Origin of the sequence: Nesterenkonia haasae (assembly GCF_010119385.1) — a bacterium.
Lineage (GTDB): Bacteria > Actinomycetota > Actinomycetes > Actinomycetales > Micrococcaceae > Nesterenkonia > Nesterenkonia haasae.
The window spans coordinates 335515-350936 of record NZ_VFIE01000018.1 but is presented as its reverse complement, the minus strand read 5'-3'; the positions used below and the strand labels follow the sequence as shown (position 1 = coordinate 350936).

The following is a 15422-nucleotide window of genomic DNA, read 5'->3' as shown; positions in this document are numbered from 1 at the left end:
GTTGATGGGATATGGCGTACAGGGGGCGCGCAAGCCTAGCCGAGCTCTGCCGTTCCTGGGCCAGCAGTGGCAAGATGAAACTGTCAGCACGCAGGAGATCAACGCGGCGCTCGGGCAGCATCAGCCAGAGCGCACGGCAAGGAGGCCAGCAATGAAGGCACTGCAATACGTCCAGGTCGGCAAGCCTCCGGAGGTTCGGGAAGTCCCGACTCCGGAACCGGGCCCGGGAGAGGTCCGACTCAAAGTGACCGCCGCTGGCGCATGCCATTCGGACAGTTTTGTCATGGGGTTGAGTGAAGAACAGTACGCCGCCTTCGGCTACCCGCTGCCGATGACGCTCGGCCACGAAGGTGTGGGAGTCATTGATGCACTGGGAGAAGGCGTCCGTGTCGCCGAACTGGGAGAGTCCGTAGCCGTCTACGGACCGCAAGGCTGCGGGCGATGCAAACCCTGCGCTGAGGGGAGCGAAAACTACTGCCCCCACGCCGCAGGCCTAGGAATTACCCCTCCGGGGTTAGGCAGCGACGGCGCGATGGCTGAGTACATGATTGTTCGTGACCCACGGCTGCTGATTCCCTTGGGTGATCTTGACCCCGCAGAGAACGTGGCACTGACCGACGCCGGACTCACCCCCTACCACGCAGTCAAAGGTTCTATGGAGTTCCTGGTGCCCGGCAGTGTTGCCGTTGTGATCGGTGTCGGCGGGCTCGGCCATGTGGCTGTGCAGATGCTGCGGGCCATGACCTCGGCAACGGTGGTGGCGCTGGACATCAGTGAGAGCAAGCTCGAGTTCGCGCGCGAAGTGGGCGCCCACTACGCGTTCCTTTCGGATGAGAACGCTGCTCAGCGCATTGCAGAAGAGGTGGGGACCGGGCCCGCAGCAGCGATCTTCGACTTCGTCACCAATGACAAGGTACTGGAGATTATCGACGCGCTGAGTGGACCTCGGACTGACATGGTGCTGGTGGGAGCTGGAGCGGTGCAGAGAACTGTGGGCCTATTGGGCCAGCCGTTCGGCTCACGCGTGAGAGCACCGTACTGGGGCACTCGACCTGAGCTGATGGAGGTCTTCGAGCTGGCTCGCACCGGTCAAGTCTCTGTAGAGACGGAACACTTCACATTGGATGACGGTCCGGAGGCGTACCGGAAGCTGCACGACGGTGAACTCCGCGGCCGGGCCGTGGTGGTGCCATAGGATCAGGTGGCCCCGGTGCCTATTCGGGCGGCTAACGTCTCTGCAGCCTCAGGGAGCCCTCGTGGTGAGCTGACGCGCATCGCGCTGCGATGGTTCCGATACCACCACAGCGCGATGCGCGTGTTTTGGGTTTTCGCCTAGCTGACCTCTGCCTCCAGTTCGGCGACCATGCCTTCTGCTGCCTCATCTACCGTCATACGGTCGAACAGCAGTTCCAGCAGGTGCCGGTCGATGATCTCTTGGAATGTGCCGAACCCCGGTGGAGGTACGGGAGTGGTGCCCGCTCCACTCTGCTCTACCTCTTCCACGAATTCTGCAGCGGCTAGTTCAGGACCCTCGATCTCTTCCAGCACCGATTGGCGGATCTCAAGGTTGGCAGGAAGGCCGCGCTCCATGCCATTGATTTCGCCAGCCTCCTGAGAGTTCACGAAGAAGTCGATGAACTGCTTCGCCTCCTCAGGATGGTCCGTGCCTGCCGCAGCGGAGAGGAACATGGACCCCTTGATCCAATCACCGTTCGCCTCCGCGCTGCCTTCCTCACTGGGGAGTCTCAGTACCTGGAGGTCCGAGCCGGAGGCGCTGGTCTGCGCAATCACCTGTGTTGCCCACCTGAATCCCATGGCAGCCTCATTAGTGCCCACAGCAGAGTCTTCCGGGCCGAGACCTTGAGACTCGGAGATGTAGTCAGCGGAGGGATAGTCGGCATCCTCGTGGAGGTCGAGGGTGAACTGCAGATAATCGCGTGCATCATCTGTGCTCAGTGCCAACTCACCGGAGTCATCAAAGAGGTCTTTGTCATGCTGACGCAGCCACACCTGCAGACCCATTGGTGCTCCGACGAGTTCGCCTGCGCCGTAGACTCCATCCAGGTCGGAACTGACCTGGGCTGATATTTCAGCGAAATCATCCCAAGTCCATGATTCGTCGTCGGGCATGTCAATCCCGGCCTCATCCAGAAGGTCAGCGTTGACGATAGTTCCGAGCGCAATCACGCCGAGGCTAATGGCGTAGAGCCCATCTTCGGTGCGCCCGGCGTCGACGGCGGCGTCTTCGAGTTCAGAAGTGTCCACATCGGAGAGGTCCAGCAATGCGTTTCTGTCGGCGTATTCACGCACGTACATCTCATCCATCTGAATGATGTCCGGGGCGTTGCCTCCGGCGGTCTGGGTGGCGATCTGGTCCCAGTAGTTGGACCATTCGCCGAATTGGGCCTCGACCGTGATGCCAGGGTTTTCTTCCTCGAAGAGGTCGATGATTTCCTGGGTCGCTTGGTGGCGGGTGTCGGAGCCCCACCACGCGAAGCGCAGCGAGACATCCTCTTGTGTGTCCTCTCCGCCTTCTGCATCAGAGCTGCATCCGGTCGCGGCCATGAGCCCGACGATGACGATGCCGAGTCCTGTGGTGATTTTGTTCCTCTTCATGGGGTGCCTTTCAGTGATCGTGAACAGAGTGCCGGTGATTGCTTCTGAAGTGAGGTCGTCGCAGGGGAGTCGCTTATACAGCGGGTGCTTTCATGGGAGCCCACGGCACGAGGTCGCCGCTCATGCTCTGAGCAAAAGGATCGGTTCCTGCGATCTGGCCTGCCGAGACTGTCTCGCGGCGGAATGCGGAGGCGTACGTCGCAGCGGCGAACTCCAAGGTTCGGCGCGCCTCTTTCAAAGAGACTTCCGGCTCAGTGTGGTTCGTGAATGCCTGGAAGATCGCACTGAGCTGCATCCTGTGGCTACTGACCTCATCAGAGGTCGCCTCGCCCCATTCAGCCGCAAGATGCTCGTGCCCGGGGGCTGCAGTGAAGGTCCAGTCGGCGTCCTGATAGCCATACAGGTGTTCGACTTCGACTGTTGCGTACTCGAAGTCAAAACGAAGCCGCGAGGTCTCGCGAGGAGAGACCACGGAATTGACGACAGTGGCCAGCGCCCCGTTTTCGAACCGAGCCAGAGCAACTGAGACATCCTCGGTGTCTGTGGGCCGAGACTGCCGAGCAGCAAAGGCGCTGATATCCACCCACGGACCCAGGACCGAGAGCATCAGATCGAACTGGTGAATCCCGTGCCCCATAGTGGGCCCTCCGCCCTCGATGTCCCACCGACCGCGCCAAGGAACCTCGAAGTATGCATCGTTGCGGTACCAGAGCGTTTCGCAGGTCGCCACAAGCGGCCGGCCGAGCTTCTCCGCCTGAACGAAGTCACGCAGGCGTATGCCAGCTGCCCCGAATCGGTGCTGGAACACAGTAAGGATCGGCGCCTCATACCGAGCCTGAGCCTCAGCCAACTCATCCATTTCCCGCAGGGAAAGCGCCGTCGGCTTTTCCACCAACGCTGCGACGCCGTGACGTATCACTTCAATTGCGAGAGGTCCGTGGGTCTGGGGTGGAGTGCAGATATTGACCAGATCGAGTTCTTCGGCTGCCAACATGGCTCCAGCGTCGGTGTAGACCGCAGGTACTGAGAATCGCTGCGCGAACTGTTCTGCTCGGTCGGCGTCGATGTCAACGACGGCGACCAGTTCTGCCTGCTGAGGGAGATCGGCGAGAGCAACGGCGTGTGCAGTGGCTATACCCCCGGTACCGATGATGGCGACTCGATAAGGCGAATGTTCTGAGCTCATGTACATCTTTCTCTTGAGATTGACGACGATGCATAGGTGACGTCGGTCGCTGATGCGTTCGCCGCAAGTCGTATCGATAACATGCTGTGATAGTAGTCACAATAGTTATCGATACGACTAAGGTCAAGGGGCGAACACAGATTGTGTGAGAATTTGAAGAGACACCCCGAGCCAGTCAGGAGCCAAGTATGTCGACAAGGGATTTGCCGGCGCGGCGCCCAACCATATATGACATCGCCAAGACCGCCGGTGTGTCTCATATGACCGTCTCGAGGTACCTGCGCTTCGATGGCGAGCGCACCAGCGAAAAAGCGCGGGCCAATATCAAAGCGGCCATCCTCGAACTGGACTACCGGCCAAATCTAGCCGCGCGAGCTATGCGCACTTCTCGCACGGGTCGTCTAGGGATTCTGTTGCCGGCCGGAAACGCCATCAGCTCGATGCCCATGCTCGCTGGCGCAGCCCGCGCTGCTCGCGAAGCAGGCTACGAGGTCGACGCCATCACACTTGCCGGTACTACCTCTGACCGGTCCGAGCGCATACTCGAACTTGCCGAAGCAGGCTTGTTCGAAGGGCTCTTGGCGCTCACGCCGCTCTCCGAACATCGCGATGAGCAGATCGCCCAGCGGGTTCCGACCGTCGTTGGCGCAAAATATGACGACGAGATGCGAGGCATCGGTGACGTCGCTGATGCATCGCCGATGGACGAGATCGTCTCTTCATTGGCCGATCTTGGACACCGGCACTTTCTGCATATCTGCGGCGATCGAGCTCATACGGCCGCGCGGACTCGCGAGCAAGCCTACCTACAGGCGGTGGACAGAAAAGGGTTGAGGTCAGTGGGCGTGGTCGGAGGCGACTGGTCCGGCGCGACGGCACACCAGGCGATCATGGACCTGCCCCAGGACACGGAGGCCACCGCAATCATCGCAGCGAATGACGTGCTCGCAGCAGCGGTCGTTCATGGCCTGCACGAGCGTGGCTGGGCGGCTCCTGCAGATTTCAGTGTCACTGGTTGGGACAACACTCCGGTCGGCGAGTGGCTCATACCGTCGTTGACAAGCGTGAGTCTGGACTACGTGGAGCTCGGTCGCAGATCCATGGCCCAGCTCCTGGCGACTATGCAAGGGTCTGCGCTGCCGGTCTTTACTGCACCGGTGGGTAGTGTTCTCTGGCGCGGAAGCACCGGACCCGCCCGGCGCACCTGAATCAGGGAGCGCAGGTCGCACAAATCCGGCCTCGACTGCTTACTCAGTTGTTCCAGATACCTGATGACGCCAGAAAATGAGCGAGCACATCAACCCCTCCGATAGAGTGCTCTCACAGTCTGACCTGGGGCTGGACCGGATTTAAGGGTGTGAGATGGATTCGCTAGTTGAGATGTTGGAAGCCGTGGAGGATCCTGCCTGGCAGTTTGTGGGCATCCCAGTCATTACGGCTGTCGCGATATACCTGATGGTGCGTACGCGGTTAGTCCAGCTGCGGCATATACCTAATATGTTCCGGTCCATCACTCAACGAGCACAACGTGACTCAGGCGGCCGTACCCGTTCTCTGTCAGCGTTCCAAGCGTTTGCCGTGACTGCTTCAGCCCGAGTGGGCACCGGCAACATCGCCGGAGTCTCTGGAGCAATCGCCATGGGCGGCGCCGGCGCCGTCTTCTGGATGTGGGTCATGGCCCTGTTCACTGCGTCCGCCAGTTTCGTGGAATCCACGCTGGCCCAGTTGTACAAGACGCGCCGGTTCGACACCTTCAAGGGTGGGCCGGCCTACTACATCCAACGAGGTCTCGGCTCACGTTCATTAGGAATGGCCTTTGCGGTCGTCTTCATTTTCTGCTTCGCGCTCAGCTTCACCTCCCTGCAGGCCAATACCATTGTCGACACTGTGACGGGAGCTGCGGAGACTGCTGGAATGACCGACACCGGGCCCTTAACCTGGGCGTTGGCACTCCTCCTGGTCATCCTGACCGGCATCGTGGTGATCTTCGGGGGACTGCGCAAGGTGGCCCAGGTAGCACAGAACGTGGTCCCGCTGATGGCCGCACTCTACCTAGTGCTGGGCGTCGTGGTGGTGATTGTCAACATCGACCAACTGCCCGGCGCGGTGGCCGCAATCTTCGGCGAGGCCTTCGACTTCCGGGCGATTGCTGGTGGCGCGTTCTGGGCAATGATCGTGGCCGGGGTCCAGCGTGGAATGCTCTCAAATGAGGCAGGTATGGGTTCAGTGCCGAACGTTGCGGCCACTGCGGATGTTTCCCATCCGGTGAAACAGGGTCTTGTGCAGACTCTCGGGGTGTACTTCGACACCTGGCTGATCTGTTCGATCACAGCGTCCATCATCCTCGTGACATATCCGGATCCGGCCGCCGCGGAGGCGAACGTCGGTGCTGAACTCACGCAGGGTGCGCTGGAGGAGACGTTCGGACTTTTCGGTGCCATAGCTCTAGCATTGATCATCTTCTTAGTGGCCTTTACCTCTATTTTGGGTAATTACTCCTACGGGGAGGCCAACGTCCTGTTCATCTCAGACTCGGAAAAGCTCCGAAAGGTCTTTGCAGTCGTGCTGACCGGTGTCGTCTTCATCGGGGCAACTATCGAGGTGGACTTGGCTTGGGCTATTGCAGGGGTCGCCATGGTGGTCATCGCATTGTTCAACCTGGTGGTCATCACCATCCTCGCCCCCACTGCGCTGAAACTGTTGCGTCACTATGAGGATCAGCGGAAGAGAGGCCTTCAGCCTGTATTCACGGACACCGACCTTCCGGAGTTGGAGGATGTCGAGTGCTGGGGCCTCGAAGATGTGCAGTACTACCTAGACGAGCGTGCCGCGGAGAAGACCTAACGACGCCAGAGGACCAGGACTCCTCAGCCGAGGGTCAGTTCTTTCCTGGTGAACAGGGTAGTCCCGCGGTCGGCGTCCACCTCCGTGCGACCGGTTTCTGTGAATCCAACCTTGGACAGGACACGACGTGAAGCCGCGTTCCAATCCCAGACGGTCGCCCACAGAGCTTGATACCCAGACGCCTTCGCCCAGTCGATGACCACCCGGGCAGCTTCTGTCGCGTAACCGTGACCCCAGGCTCGGCGCAGCAGCTCGAAGGCCAGCTCCGGTTCCCCTTCCGAGCCTCGTCCGCTGTCGACCAGTCCGCAGTATCCGATGACATCCCCGGCGGTCTTCCGTTCAACGGCGAGCAGACCGACCGACGAAGGCTGGCTGGTGCGTATCGCCTCTTCGAGTTCTTCCAGCGTCGGGCGGCCCTCTGCGTCTATCCGGCGATGGGGCGGTACTCGTGGATCTCGCTCCGTCCACAGTTCACGCATGACGCCGGCCTCGGTGACTCGCCAAGGTCTTAGCAGCAACCGCCTCGTCTTAAACATGAGCTCACCCTCTGGATACCCCTCACTGACCATGACGGCAATTCTGGCACAGTGACCGGGGCGCTACTGTGTTTCTTCGCGTTCGATGCTTCCCCGTTTAACTGAATCTGGAAGGGTATTAAAGCCCCCGGCAAGGTTGACGACATTGGAGTGCCCCATGTGGCGGAGGGCATCAGTTGCTAAAGCTCCTCGATTGCCCCCATTGCAGTAACAGACCACAGTGGCGTTCAGCTCGGACGCTACCTGCTTGGGAGACGCTACCTGCTCTGAGAGCTGATCGAGAGGAAGGTTAACAGCACCGCCAAGATGGCCCTGGGCATACTCATCGGCTCCACGGACATCGACAAGCGTCTGCTTCTCTTGGCCTGGCCTAAGTGCAACCTCTGTTGGCTCTTCGCGGATACGGCTTCGCGCTTCTACCGCCCGGCGCAGGAACTCGGCGTCGGAAATATCAGCCATTCAGAACCCGTCCTCTCGTTCACATCGGCGGACCTCGTCCCGTGATGAGACCGGGTCAATACTCACACCACCGTCGCAGAACACCCGCCCGTTGATTGCAGTCCCCCTCCCAGAATATCCCGGTCTGAATACAGCGAAGAGGGCGTTTCCAGGCCGCGAGCGAACAGTCCACCATGGACGTCGTGACTGTCGGCACCCAATATGAGGGTTCAATCATTCGGCACGGGTGCCGCAAACGTTGGTGTTCGTACAGTGACGGCAGCAGTGACTGCAAGAGTGCGAGCGCTAAACATCAAAACGCGCAGGAGCAAGTTACGAATCCGTGCACACGCGCTTCCTGCCTTCCTTCGGAGGGCGGCAGCTCACGATACAACTCCTCAAACTCGCCGATCCGCTGCGCACTTCGTATGCCATGATCGTGTGGTTTCCTCGCATGCGTGCGGACCCTGAAGAGCCTCAGGGTTCTCTAGCAGCCTCGACCGGGGCCTGACGCCCGAATGTAATAGGGCCACAGCGCCGTGACGAATCTCTGCAGGTGTGCATTCGGCATTCCTCAGTTTGTTCCAAGGGCGACCTGGATCCGACAGTCAGAGCGATAACCCCTGGAGGGAAGGTCACGGTGTCACTTTTTACTGCATTGAGCCCTGCGTGTCAGGTGCGGGCGGCAAAGGGAAGGCCCTCATGAGTCTAGGAAGTCGACGACCAGGCCTCCCCGTGCCTTGGGACACCCGCTCTTTGTGGACGATGACGAGGAGGCATCGGCGCCAACATGTAGGACAAGTAGTAGGTATTTATGTGTCTTGACAGCGAGATTCAATGCTGTGATAGTTGTCACAGCGCCGCATATAGCGCTAAAGACGGGTTTTCTACCTAATTTCAATTCGGAGGCGGCTTACAACATGTCTGACAAGTGGACTCCAAATGGTCGACAGGACCTTCACCTTCGAATGATCGATTACCTCGACGGCGAAAACCTGAAACCCGGGGCCCATTTGCCTGGGGAAATTGATTTGGCCAAAGAAATGCAAGTAAGTCGGTCCCAGATCCGTGAGGCTCTGCGGATGCTCGAAGCTCTAGGGGTGGTCAAGACCCGTCAAGGAGCCCGACGCATATGGCTTGGATTCACGACGTCTGCCTTCGCCCACCAGCTCGTGGCGGTATTGAAACCGACAGCGCGTTCATTGACCGACTTGCTAGACATTCGTCAGGCTCTCGAGACCTCGATGCTCCCGAGAGCGATGACCGTGATGAATGCCAATGATAAAGACCTTCTAGAACAAGTCGCGGTCCAGATGGTGGAACTCGCGCAGGCTGGCGAGAGCTTCACAGACTACGACGAAGAGTTCCATCGTCTGATCTTCGCGTCTCTTGGAAATGAGTTGCTCAACGGTCTTCACGCGGCATTCTGGTCAGTTTATGGTGCCTACGCAAAAACTGATCCGCCCGAAGAACGCCCCGTTCCCGTGGCCATGATGCATCTACGTATCGCCCAAGCCGTTCAGGCCGGGGACACCAAACGGGCTGTGCACGAACTCGACGCGCATTACTACGGCATTCGAACTCGGACTTCATCTCGGTTAAGCCCTACTTCCTCCGAGAGTGCCGACGGTTCTAGTGAATCCACCTTTACACCCCAATGAAAGAGGACCTAATGAAACGGCTCAACTTTTTAGTCGCCCCCATGGTCGGCGCTCTTACACTCGGCATCGTTGCCTGCGGCGGCGACGGGGGCAACGATGCTGGCGGTAGCGACGGCCCCACTGAGATCACATATTGGCTGTGGGAAGACGACGCCACTGACCCCACCTGGGAGAATCTCTCCGAAGAATTCAATACCAGCCAGGAGGAAGTTGAGGTCACCTTACAGACAATTCCTCTCGACCAATATCAAGACCGATTGACTACAGCGGTTTCTTCAGGCTCCGGTCCGGACGCCGCGCGTTCCAAAGATTGGTGGCTGGGTCAACTGGCGCCACAGGGTGTTCTCGCTGAGCTCGACCCATTCATCGAAGACTGGGATGCCTCGGAAGATGTCATGGAGCCACTGTGGGCAACAGGTCAGCTACCAGGTAGCGATGAGACATATATGTTGCCGCATCAATACGTAACCCTCTATCTGTACTACCGCAAGGACTACTTTGACGAAGCCGGCCTGAGCGCCCCCGAGACGCAGGAGGACGTAGTACAAGCCGCGAAACTTATAACCGACCAGAACGAAGGTCGGTACGGCATCGACCTGCGAGGTGGAGCGGGGGGCCAAGACCAGTGGCTTGCATGGATGTACGCGGGAGGGGCTCGTGTGGTTGACGAGGCCGGTGAAGTGGTCCTGGACGACTCCGTGGCAGAAGAAGCCAACGAACGCTACCTCAGTATTGCGACCGAATACGACGCGGCCCCTCCTGGCACCGCAACGGCCGCATTCGCCCAAGTACAGACGAACTTCTCCTCAGGAACCACAGGAATGATGATCCACCACGCCGGTTCCCTGGACGCCATGCGTGAAGCCCACGGTGAAAATCTAGGCGTGGTCCCAATGCCTACGGGTCCAAGCGGAGAAGCATCCACGCTCGGCAGTATGAGCGGGAACGTGGTTCTATCCGATTCAGACAAGCAGGAAGCGGCATGGAAGTGGATTTCCTGGCTTTCCACGACTGACGCCATGGAAACGATGTCTACGTCGCCGCAAGGTCAACTTCCTGTGCTCGACTCCGTCGCCGAACTCGAGGAATTCACGTCGGACGAAGCCGTGCAGATTTCCCTCGAGGCGTCACAAACAGCGCGTACATGGCCCGCAATCCCCGGTGTCGCCCAACTCGCTGCGACCACTTGGCAGACAAGTCTCCAACCCGCCATGGCCGATGAGAAACCAGGTGCTGACGCACTGAACGAAATGGCTTCTCTCCTCCGAGAGGAATGAATCACGTGACTCTACTCGAACGACCCAACTCACAGGTGTCACATGTGCGCTCCCCACAGCCATCACCCACCCCGAAGGTGAAGCGCCGGTTCACCCACCGTGAACCACTTGTGCTACTCGCTCCGGCATTGATACTGGTCGGTGTCTTCGCTGGTATCCCATTGGTGCGGTCCCTGTGGTTCGCGTTCAACGAGGTCAACCCTTTCGAGGGCGTAACAGGCTTCGTAGGCTTCGAAAACTTTGTCACCGCCGTCAGCAACCCTGCGTTCGGCAGCCTATTGAGCAACACAGCCATGTGGACATTCGGTGCAGTAGGCCTACAGCTCATCTTCGGGCTTCTCGGGGCTCTCTTACTCAACGCACGCTTTCCATTGCGTGGGGTGTACCGAGGTCTGGCGATGATCCCTTGGGCAACACCGAGTGTGCTCGTGGCCCTTATGTGGATGTGGATACTCGACCCCAATCACGGGATACTTAATAAGGCGTTGATGGGGGTCGGCATTATTGACTCACCCGTCGCCCTCCTGAGCCAAACCTCGACGGCGTTACCGACCCTGATCGTCATCGACGTCTGGCAGGGGATCCCCCTGTTCGCAGTAATGATCCTAGCTGCGCTCCAGGCGGTACCCCCAGAACTCAAGGAGTCCGCGAGTATAGACGGGGCGGGGCGGTGGGGCGTGTTTCGGCACGTCGTCATCCCAACGATCTTGCCGACAATTCTTATCACCACGATCCTGCGTCTCATTTGGACGGCAAACTACATCGACTTGCCGTTCATTCTCACCGGTGGTGGACCCGGCAACGCGTCGACAACTCTCGCGCTCCAGTCCTACGTCACCGCGTATAAAGGCTCCGACTTCGGGACTGGTGCAGCGTACGTAGTCATGCAGGCTGCAATTCTTGCAATCTTCATTGTGATGTACGTCCGGCTCACCCGAAAGGCGGAACTTAAGTGACACTCTCGCGCATGTTCAGTCGCGCAGCACTAGCCGTCGCCCTCATCGGCTGGCTCGCTATAATTCTGGGTCCTTACCTGATAATGCTCGCCACTTCCGTCACCCCCAACGAAGTGCTGAGTCAGTCGGGGGCCTCACTGATCCCGCCCGAAATCAGCTTCGAAGGATACCGGCAACTGCTGGGTGGGACAGCTTTTCTCAGCTATCTGCGCAACAGCCTCATAGTTGCTGCGATTGCCGTACCTCTGACACTTACCGTGGCGACGGGCGCAGCGATTGCTCTATCCAGATACCAGTTCCCAGGCCGGCAGGCATTCATGACAGGGGTACTTATCGCGCAGCTATTGCCCGCCGTGCTACTTGTCATCTCTCTCCAAGGCCAGCTCCGCACATTCGGCCTACTCGACTCTACGCTTGGCCTGGCGCTGGTCCACGCAGCCTTCGCGACGCCGTTCGCAGTATGGCTACTCAAGGGATTTCTTGATTCGATTCCTCGAGAGCTGGAGGAAGCTGGCCGAATCGATGGCGCGAGCGGCGCTCAAGTGATTCGTCTTCTCATTCTTCCACTCCTCGGGCCAGGCCTTGTAGCCGCTGGAACTTACGTTTTTATCCTGACGTGGAACGAGTTCCTCTACGCCCTGACATTCACTGCCTCGGAAGCGACCCGCACGCTCCCTGTCGGCCTCCAGCTATTCATCGGTGAGTATCAAATACGGTGGGACCTTCTCACTGCCGGCGGTGTACTCGCCGTCGTACCTGTCATCTTGGGCTTCCTCTTAGTCCAGAAACATCTGGTGGCAGGGCTCGCCGCTGGTGCCGTCAAGGGCTAACTCTTACTCCATCATTCTCCAAAAACTTGTAAAGGAAATTCAGCAGTGAAGATCGATCAAATCGAGTTCCAACTCTCCCGCATCCGCCTTCCGAAGGGTGACTGGGGTGACCAAATCCACCACGTCACCCACATTGAGATCATCACCGCCGACGTCTACTCGGACACTGGAATTGTGGGCACCGGATTCACCCATACATCTGGGGTCGGAGGCCGGACGATCTTGGCGATGCTGGAAGAGATGCGTCCCACTCTCATCGGCCAATCGGTGAACCCCAGGTCCGTCTGGCACGACGCCTGGCGATACATTCGCGACAATGGCCCCGGTGGGGTCACGACGCTCGCCTTAGCTGCAATCGACATCGCGCTGTGGGACATCGTCGGTAAGGTGCAGAACAAAGCGCTAGCTGACGTGATCGGTCGCGTTCGCGAGGACGTCCCACTCTACGGCAGCGGTATCAACCTGAACCTCTCAGCTGATGAGGTCGTAGAGCAGGTCCGTGATTGGAGGGGCCGCGGCTACTTCGCCGGCAAGGTCAAGGTTGGCAAGCCTGAGCTTGAAGAGGACGTTTACCGCCTCACCAAGATCCGCGAAGCAGTTGGTGAGTACCCACTCATGGTCGACGCTAACCAGGGCTGGAGTTATCCCGAGGCGGTGCGCGCGATGGAGCGCTTCCGCCACCTGAACCTGTATTGGGTCGAGGAGCCGCTGCCAGTCGATGACGTTCTGGGCCATGCTCGTCTGCGCGCTCGTTCCTCTCTTCCGATCGGGTTGGGTGAGAACGTCTACACGCTCAATCAGTTCAACCAATTCCTGGCCTCAGACGCTTGCGACTTCGTTCAGGCGGACATAGGACGAGTTGGGGGCATCACCCCCTACCTCGATATCGCCGCCGTCGCCCGCTCATACAACGTGCCAATGGCGCCACACTTCGTTATGGAGCTAAGCGCACATCTGCTCTGTGCCGTCCCAAATGCTCTAGGCGCCGAAGACACCCACGGCGGCACACTCACTGAGCTCGGCGTGATCGAGCCTCAACACCCCGTCAACGGCGTGTTCACTCCTCCTCTCACGGCCGGCCACGGCCTTGTCTTTGACCGCGTCAAGCTTTCGGCTAACGCTGTCAACCCCCATGAAACGCCCGTCGTCGACACACTGGCCGCTGACACGTTTGCCTGACCCCCCCACCACTATGTGGCGCACACGCTCTCCGGCGCCAGGAAGGACTACAACATGCAAGACCCGCTCTTTGACCTCACCGACCGGATTATCGTCATCACAGGGGGGCTCGGGCAAATCGGCGCCGAGTTCGTCAAGGAATTCCACGACCGGGGCGCCCGAGTTGCGGTGTTCTCTCGGAACGTTGACGAGAGACGGGTCCGCGATGTGCTTGGGCAGCTTGCGGTCTCCGACCGGCTCCGCGTCTACTCGGCGGACATCACCTCCCGTGAGTCCATTGACCAAGCGCTGGAGGCGCTCCACACTAAGTGGGGCACACCCGAGGTCCTGATCAATAACGCCGGCCTCGACACACAGCCGAGCGCCCCCGCTGAGGTTTCCGGACCGTTTGAGGACTTTCCCGAGGATGTGTTTCGCGAGGTAATAGAAGTAAACCTTGTGGGGACCTTCCTTATGACCCAAAGAGTGGGTAGGCGGATGCGAGACAACGGTTCAGGCGGGTCAATCATCAACATCGGCTCCATATACGGTATGGTCTCGCCCGTCCAGGACATCTATGCCTACAAGGCGGAAAAGACGGGTACGCCGTTTATCAAGCCGGTAGCTTATTCGGCTGCGAAGTCCGGAGTGTATAACCTCACCCGCTACTGCGCGACGTATTGGGGACGAGAAGGTATTAGGGTCAACACCCTTACTCCCTCAGGAGTGGGTCGCGATACGCAGGACACGGAATTTCAGGCCAACTACACTGCCCGCATGCCCATCGGGCGCATGGCGAACGCCAACGAGTTCAACGGCGCAGCCGTCTTCCTCGCAGCAGATGCCTCGCGCTACATGACGGGGTCGAACCTGGTGGTCGACGGGGGCTGGACAGCGTGGTAGCGCCGGCCGACGAGCTCCATCGCATCTTTTCCGCTCTCATCACCCCCACCCGGGAAGATGAGTCAGTGGATTACGGCGTCATAGAGAAGCTCGTGGAGGGACAAATTGCCCGCGGGGTCGAAGGCTTTTACTGCTGCGGGTCCTCGGGCGAAGGGCCCCTTCTCACGTTGCAGGAGCGGAGGCAGGTGGTCCGCACGGTCGTCCAGAGTGCCGCTGGCCGAGTGCCCGTCATCGCGCACGTGGGGTCCCCCCGCACTGCTGACGCAACAGCCTTGGCCCTCGCCGCTTCCAAAGATGGTGCGACCGCAGTCTCGGCCGTCCCGCCCTACTACTACGGCTACAACCCGGGTGAGATCGAGCAGTACTATCGCGCGATTCTTGCTGCGAGTGACCTACCGGTCATCCTCTACAACATTCCCCAGTTCACGGGAGTCAGTTTCGACCACAACAACTCAGCAGCACTATTCTCGGAGCCACGGGTCATTGGGCTCAAACACACTGAGCACAACCTCTATGTGCTTGAGCGGCTTCGGTCCGCTCACCCAGAGAAGGTTTTTCTCAACGGTTTCGACGAGATCTATCTCTCTGCCCTGGCTGCCGGCGCCACAGCGACGGTCGGCACCACCGTCAATATCCAGCCAGAGCTCTTCCTTGCGGTCCGACGGAACTTCGATGCCGGTGATATGAAAGAAGCACAACGGGTGCAGAGCCAAATCAACCACGTCGTTGAGACTCTAGTAACTCATGGCGTCTTTACCGCTACGAAGTACGTGGTGAGCCTGCAAGGCTATGCGACGAGCGGCTGCCGGGCCCCGTTCCGCCCGTTGGACATAGGTGACCGGGCCGCCCTAGAGGCATTGCACGAACAAATGAAGGCCTTCGAGGCAACTCTTGATTGATCCAAAGACATGGCTCAACGCCGTCGCAGACGCCGGTCCTTACTATTTCAGCCGTAGCCGAGGTGTCGTCTTGAGCCCAGTGCGACCGCATCGAATCGACTGCTGAGGGAGGGATGGT

14 protein-coding genes are annotated in these 15422 nt (G+C 59.3%); 10 read left to right on the top strand and 4 right to left on the bottom strand.

From position 1 onward, the window contains the following. The first annotated feature begins 151 nt into the window (after window positions 1-151). Window positions 152-1195, top strand: a complete 1044-nt coding sequence (locus FH975_RS04970) for an NAD(P)-dependent alcohol dehydrogenase (RefSeq protein WP_162320339.1) — start codon at window positions 152-154, stop codon at window positions 1193-1195. Between the two features lie 137 nt (window positions 1196-1332). Here FH975_RS04970 and FH975_RS04965 read toward each other — a convergent pair whose 3' ends face one another. After that, window positions 1333-2616 (bottom strand): ABC transporter substrate-binding protein, encoded by a 1284-nt coding sequence (locus FH975_RS04965; RefSeq protein ID WP_202923026.1) that lies wholly within the window; start codon window positions 2614-2616, stop codon window positions 1333-1335. Window positions 2617-2689: 73 nt separating this feature from the next. Further along, window positions 2690-3802 carry a Gfo/Idh/MocA family protein gene (locus FH975_RS04960; protein WP_162320338.1) on the bottom strand — a complete coding sequence of 371 codons (1113 nt, stop codon included), beginning with the start codon at window positions 3800-3802 and terminating at the stop codon, window positions 2690-2692. A 188-nt stretch (window positions 3803-3990) separates the two neighbouring features. Between FH975_RS04960 and FH975_RS04955 the strand changes: the two genes are divergently transcribed. Both FH975_RS04955 and FH975_RS04950 read left to right on the top strand, forming a co-directional pair. Further along, window positions 3991-5010, top strand: coding sequence for a LacI family DNA-binding transcriptional regulator (locus tag FH975_RS04955; RefSeq protein WP_162320337.1), 1020 nt, complete (start codon window positions 3991-3993; stop codon window positions 5008-5010). Window positions 5011-5164: 154 nt separating this feature from the next. Then, window positions 5165-6646: an alanine/glycine:cation symporter family protein gene (locus FH975_RS04950; RefSeq protein WP_162320336.1), complete on the top strand. Its 1482-nt coding sequence runs from the start codon at window positions 5165-5167 to the stop codon at window positions 6644-6646. 23 nt (window positions 6647-6669) lie between these two features. Here the strand turns inward: FH975_RS04950 and FH975_RS04945 are convergent, their stop codons facing one another. Both FH975_RS04945 and FH975_RS04940 read right to left on the bottom strand, forming a co-directional pair. Beyond that, window positions 6670-7215 (bottom strand): GNAT family N-acetyltransferase, encoded by a 546-nt coding sequence (locus FH975_RS04945; RefSeq protein ID WP_162320335.1) that lies wholly within the window; start codon window positions 7213-7215, stop codon window positions 6670-6672. Between the two features lie 30 nt (window positions 7216-7245). Beyond that, window positions 7246-7641: a rhodanese-like domain-containing protein gene (locus FH975_RS04940; RefSeq protein WP_162320334.1), complete on the bottom strand. Its 396-nt coding sequence runs from the start codon at window positions 7639-7641 to the stop codon at window positions 7246-7248. Between the two features lie 947 nt (window positions 7642-8588). Here FH975_RS04940 and FH975_RS04935 point away from each other — a divergent pair. Genes FH975_RS04935 through FH975_RS04905 form a run of 7 tightly spaced genes read left to right on the top strand, consistent with a single transcriptional unit; the run spans window position 8589 to window position 15304 of the window. Beyond that, window positions 8589-9281 carry a FadR/GntR family transcriptional regulator gene (locus tag FH975_RS04935; RefSeq protein ID WP_162320333.1) on the top strand — a complete coding sequence of 231 codons (693 nt, stop codon included), beginning with the start codon at window positions 8589-8591 and terminating at the stop codon, window positions 9279-9281. An 11-nt stretch (window positions 9282-9292) separates the two neighbouring features. Further along, window positions 9293-10558, top strand: coding sequence for an ABC transporter substrate-binding protein (locus tag FH975_RS04930; RefSeq protein WP_162320332.1), 1266 nt, complete (start codon window positions 9293-9295; stop codon window positions 10556-10558). Between the two features lie 5 nt (window positions 10559-10563). Next, window positions 10564-11514 (top strand): carbohydrate ABC transporter permease, encoded by a 951-nt coding sequence (locus tag FH975_RS04925; protein WP_162320331.1) that lies wholly within the window; start codon window positions 10564-10566, stop codon window positions 11512-11514. A gap of 11 nt (window positions 11515-11525) precedes the next feature. Beyond that, complete coding sequence (locus tag FH975_RS04920) at window positions 11526-12344, top strand: carbohydrate ABC transporter permease (RefSeq protein WP_162320330.1); 819 nt, start codon at window positions 11526-11528, stop codon at window positions 12342-12344. Between the two features lie 45 nt (window positions 12345-12389). Beyond that, window positions 12390-13523, top strand: coding sequence for a mandelate racemase/muconate lactonizing enzyme family protein (locus tag FH975_RS16895; RefSeq protein WP_162320329.1), 1134 nt, complete (start codon window positions 12390-12392; stop codon window positions 13521-13523). A 54-nt stretch (window positions 13524-13577) separates the two neighbouring features. Further along, complete coding sequence (locus FH975_RS04910; RefSeq protein WP_162320328.1) at window positions 13578-14405, top strand: SDR family oxidoreductase; 828 nt, start codon at window positions 13578-13580, stop codon at window positions 14403-14405. Continuing rightward, on the top strand, window positions 14399-15304 hold the full coding sequence (locus tag FH975_RS04905) for a dihydrodipicolinate synthase family protein (RefSeq protein WP_162320327.1): 906 nt from the start codon (window positions 14399-14401) through the stop codon (window positions 15302-15304). Before FH975_RS04910 ends, FH975_RS04905 begins: the two co-directional genes overlap by 7 nt. Window positions 15305-15422: the final 118 nt, after the last annotated feature.

Bases quoted from the DNA above. Each gene is read 5' to 3' on its own strand.
- FH975_RS04970 (WP_162320339.1), top strand. From the start codon at position 152: ATGAAGGCACTGCAATACGTCCAGGTCGGCAAGCCTCCGGAGGTTCGG.
- FH975_RS04965 (WP_202923026.1), bottom strand. From the start codon at position 2,616: ATGAAGAGGAACAAAATCACCACAGGACTCGGCATCGTCATCGTCGGG.
- FH975_RS04960 (WP_162320338.1), bottom strand. From the start codon at position 3,802: ATGAGCTCAGAACATTCGCCTTATCGAGTCGCCATCATCGGTACCGGG.
- FH975_RS04955 (WP_162320337.1), top strand. From the start codon at position 3,991: ATGTCGACAAGGGATTTGCCGGCGCGGCGCCCAACCATATATGACATC.
- FH975_RS04950 (WP_162320336.1), top strand. From the start codon at position 5,165: ATGGATTCGCTAGTTGAGATGTTGGAAGCCGTGGAGGATCCTGCCTGG.
- FH975_RS04945 (WP_162320335.1), bottom strand. From the start codon at position 7,215: ATGGTCAGTGAGGGGTATCCAGAGGGTGAGCTCATGTTTAAGACGAGG.
- FH975_RS04940 (WP_162320334.1), bottom strand. From the start codon at position 7,641: ATGGCTGATATTTCCGACGCCGAGTTCCTGCGCCGGGCGGTAGAAGCG.
- FH975_RS04935 (WP_162320333.1), top strand. From the start codon at position 8,589: ATGATCGATTACCTCGACGGCGAAAACCTGAAACCCGGGGCCCATTTG.
- FH975_RS04930 (WP_162320332.1), top strand. From the start codon at position 9,293: ATGAAACGGCTCAACTTTTTAGTCGCCCCCATGGTCGGCGCTCTTACA.
- FH975_RS04920 (WP_162320330.1), top strand. From the start codon at position 11,526: ATGTTCAGTCGCGCAGCACTAGCCGTCGCCCTCATCGGCTGGCTCGCT.
- FH975_RS04910 (WP_162320328.1), top strand. From the start codon at position 13,578: ATGCAAGACCCGCTCTTTGACCTCACCGACCGGATTATCGTCATCACA.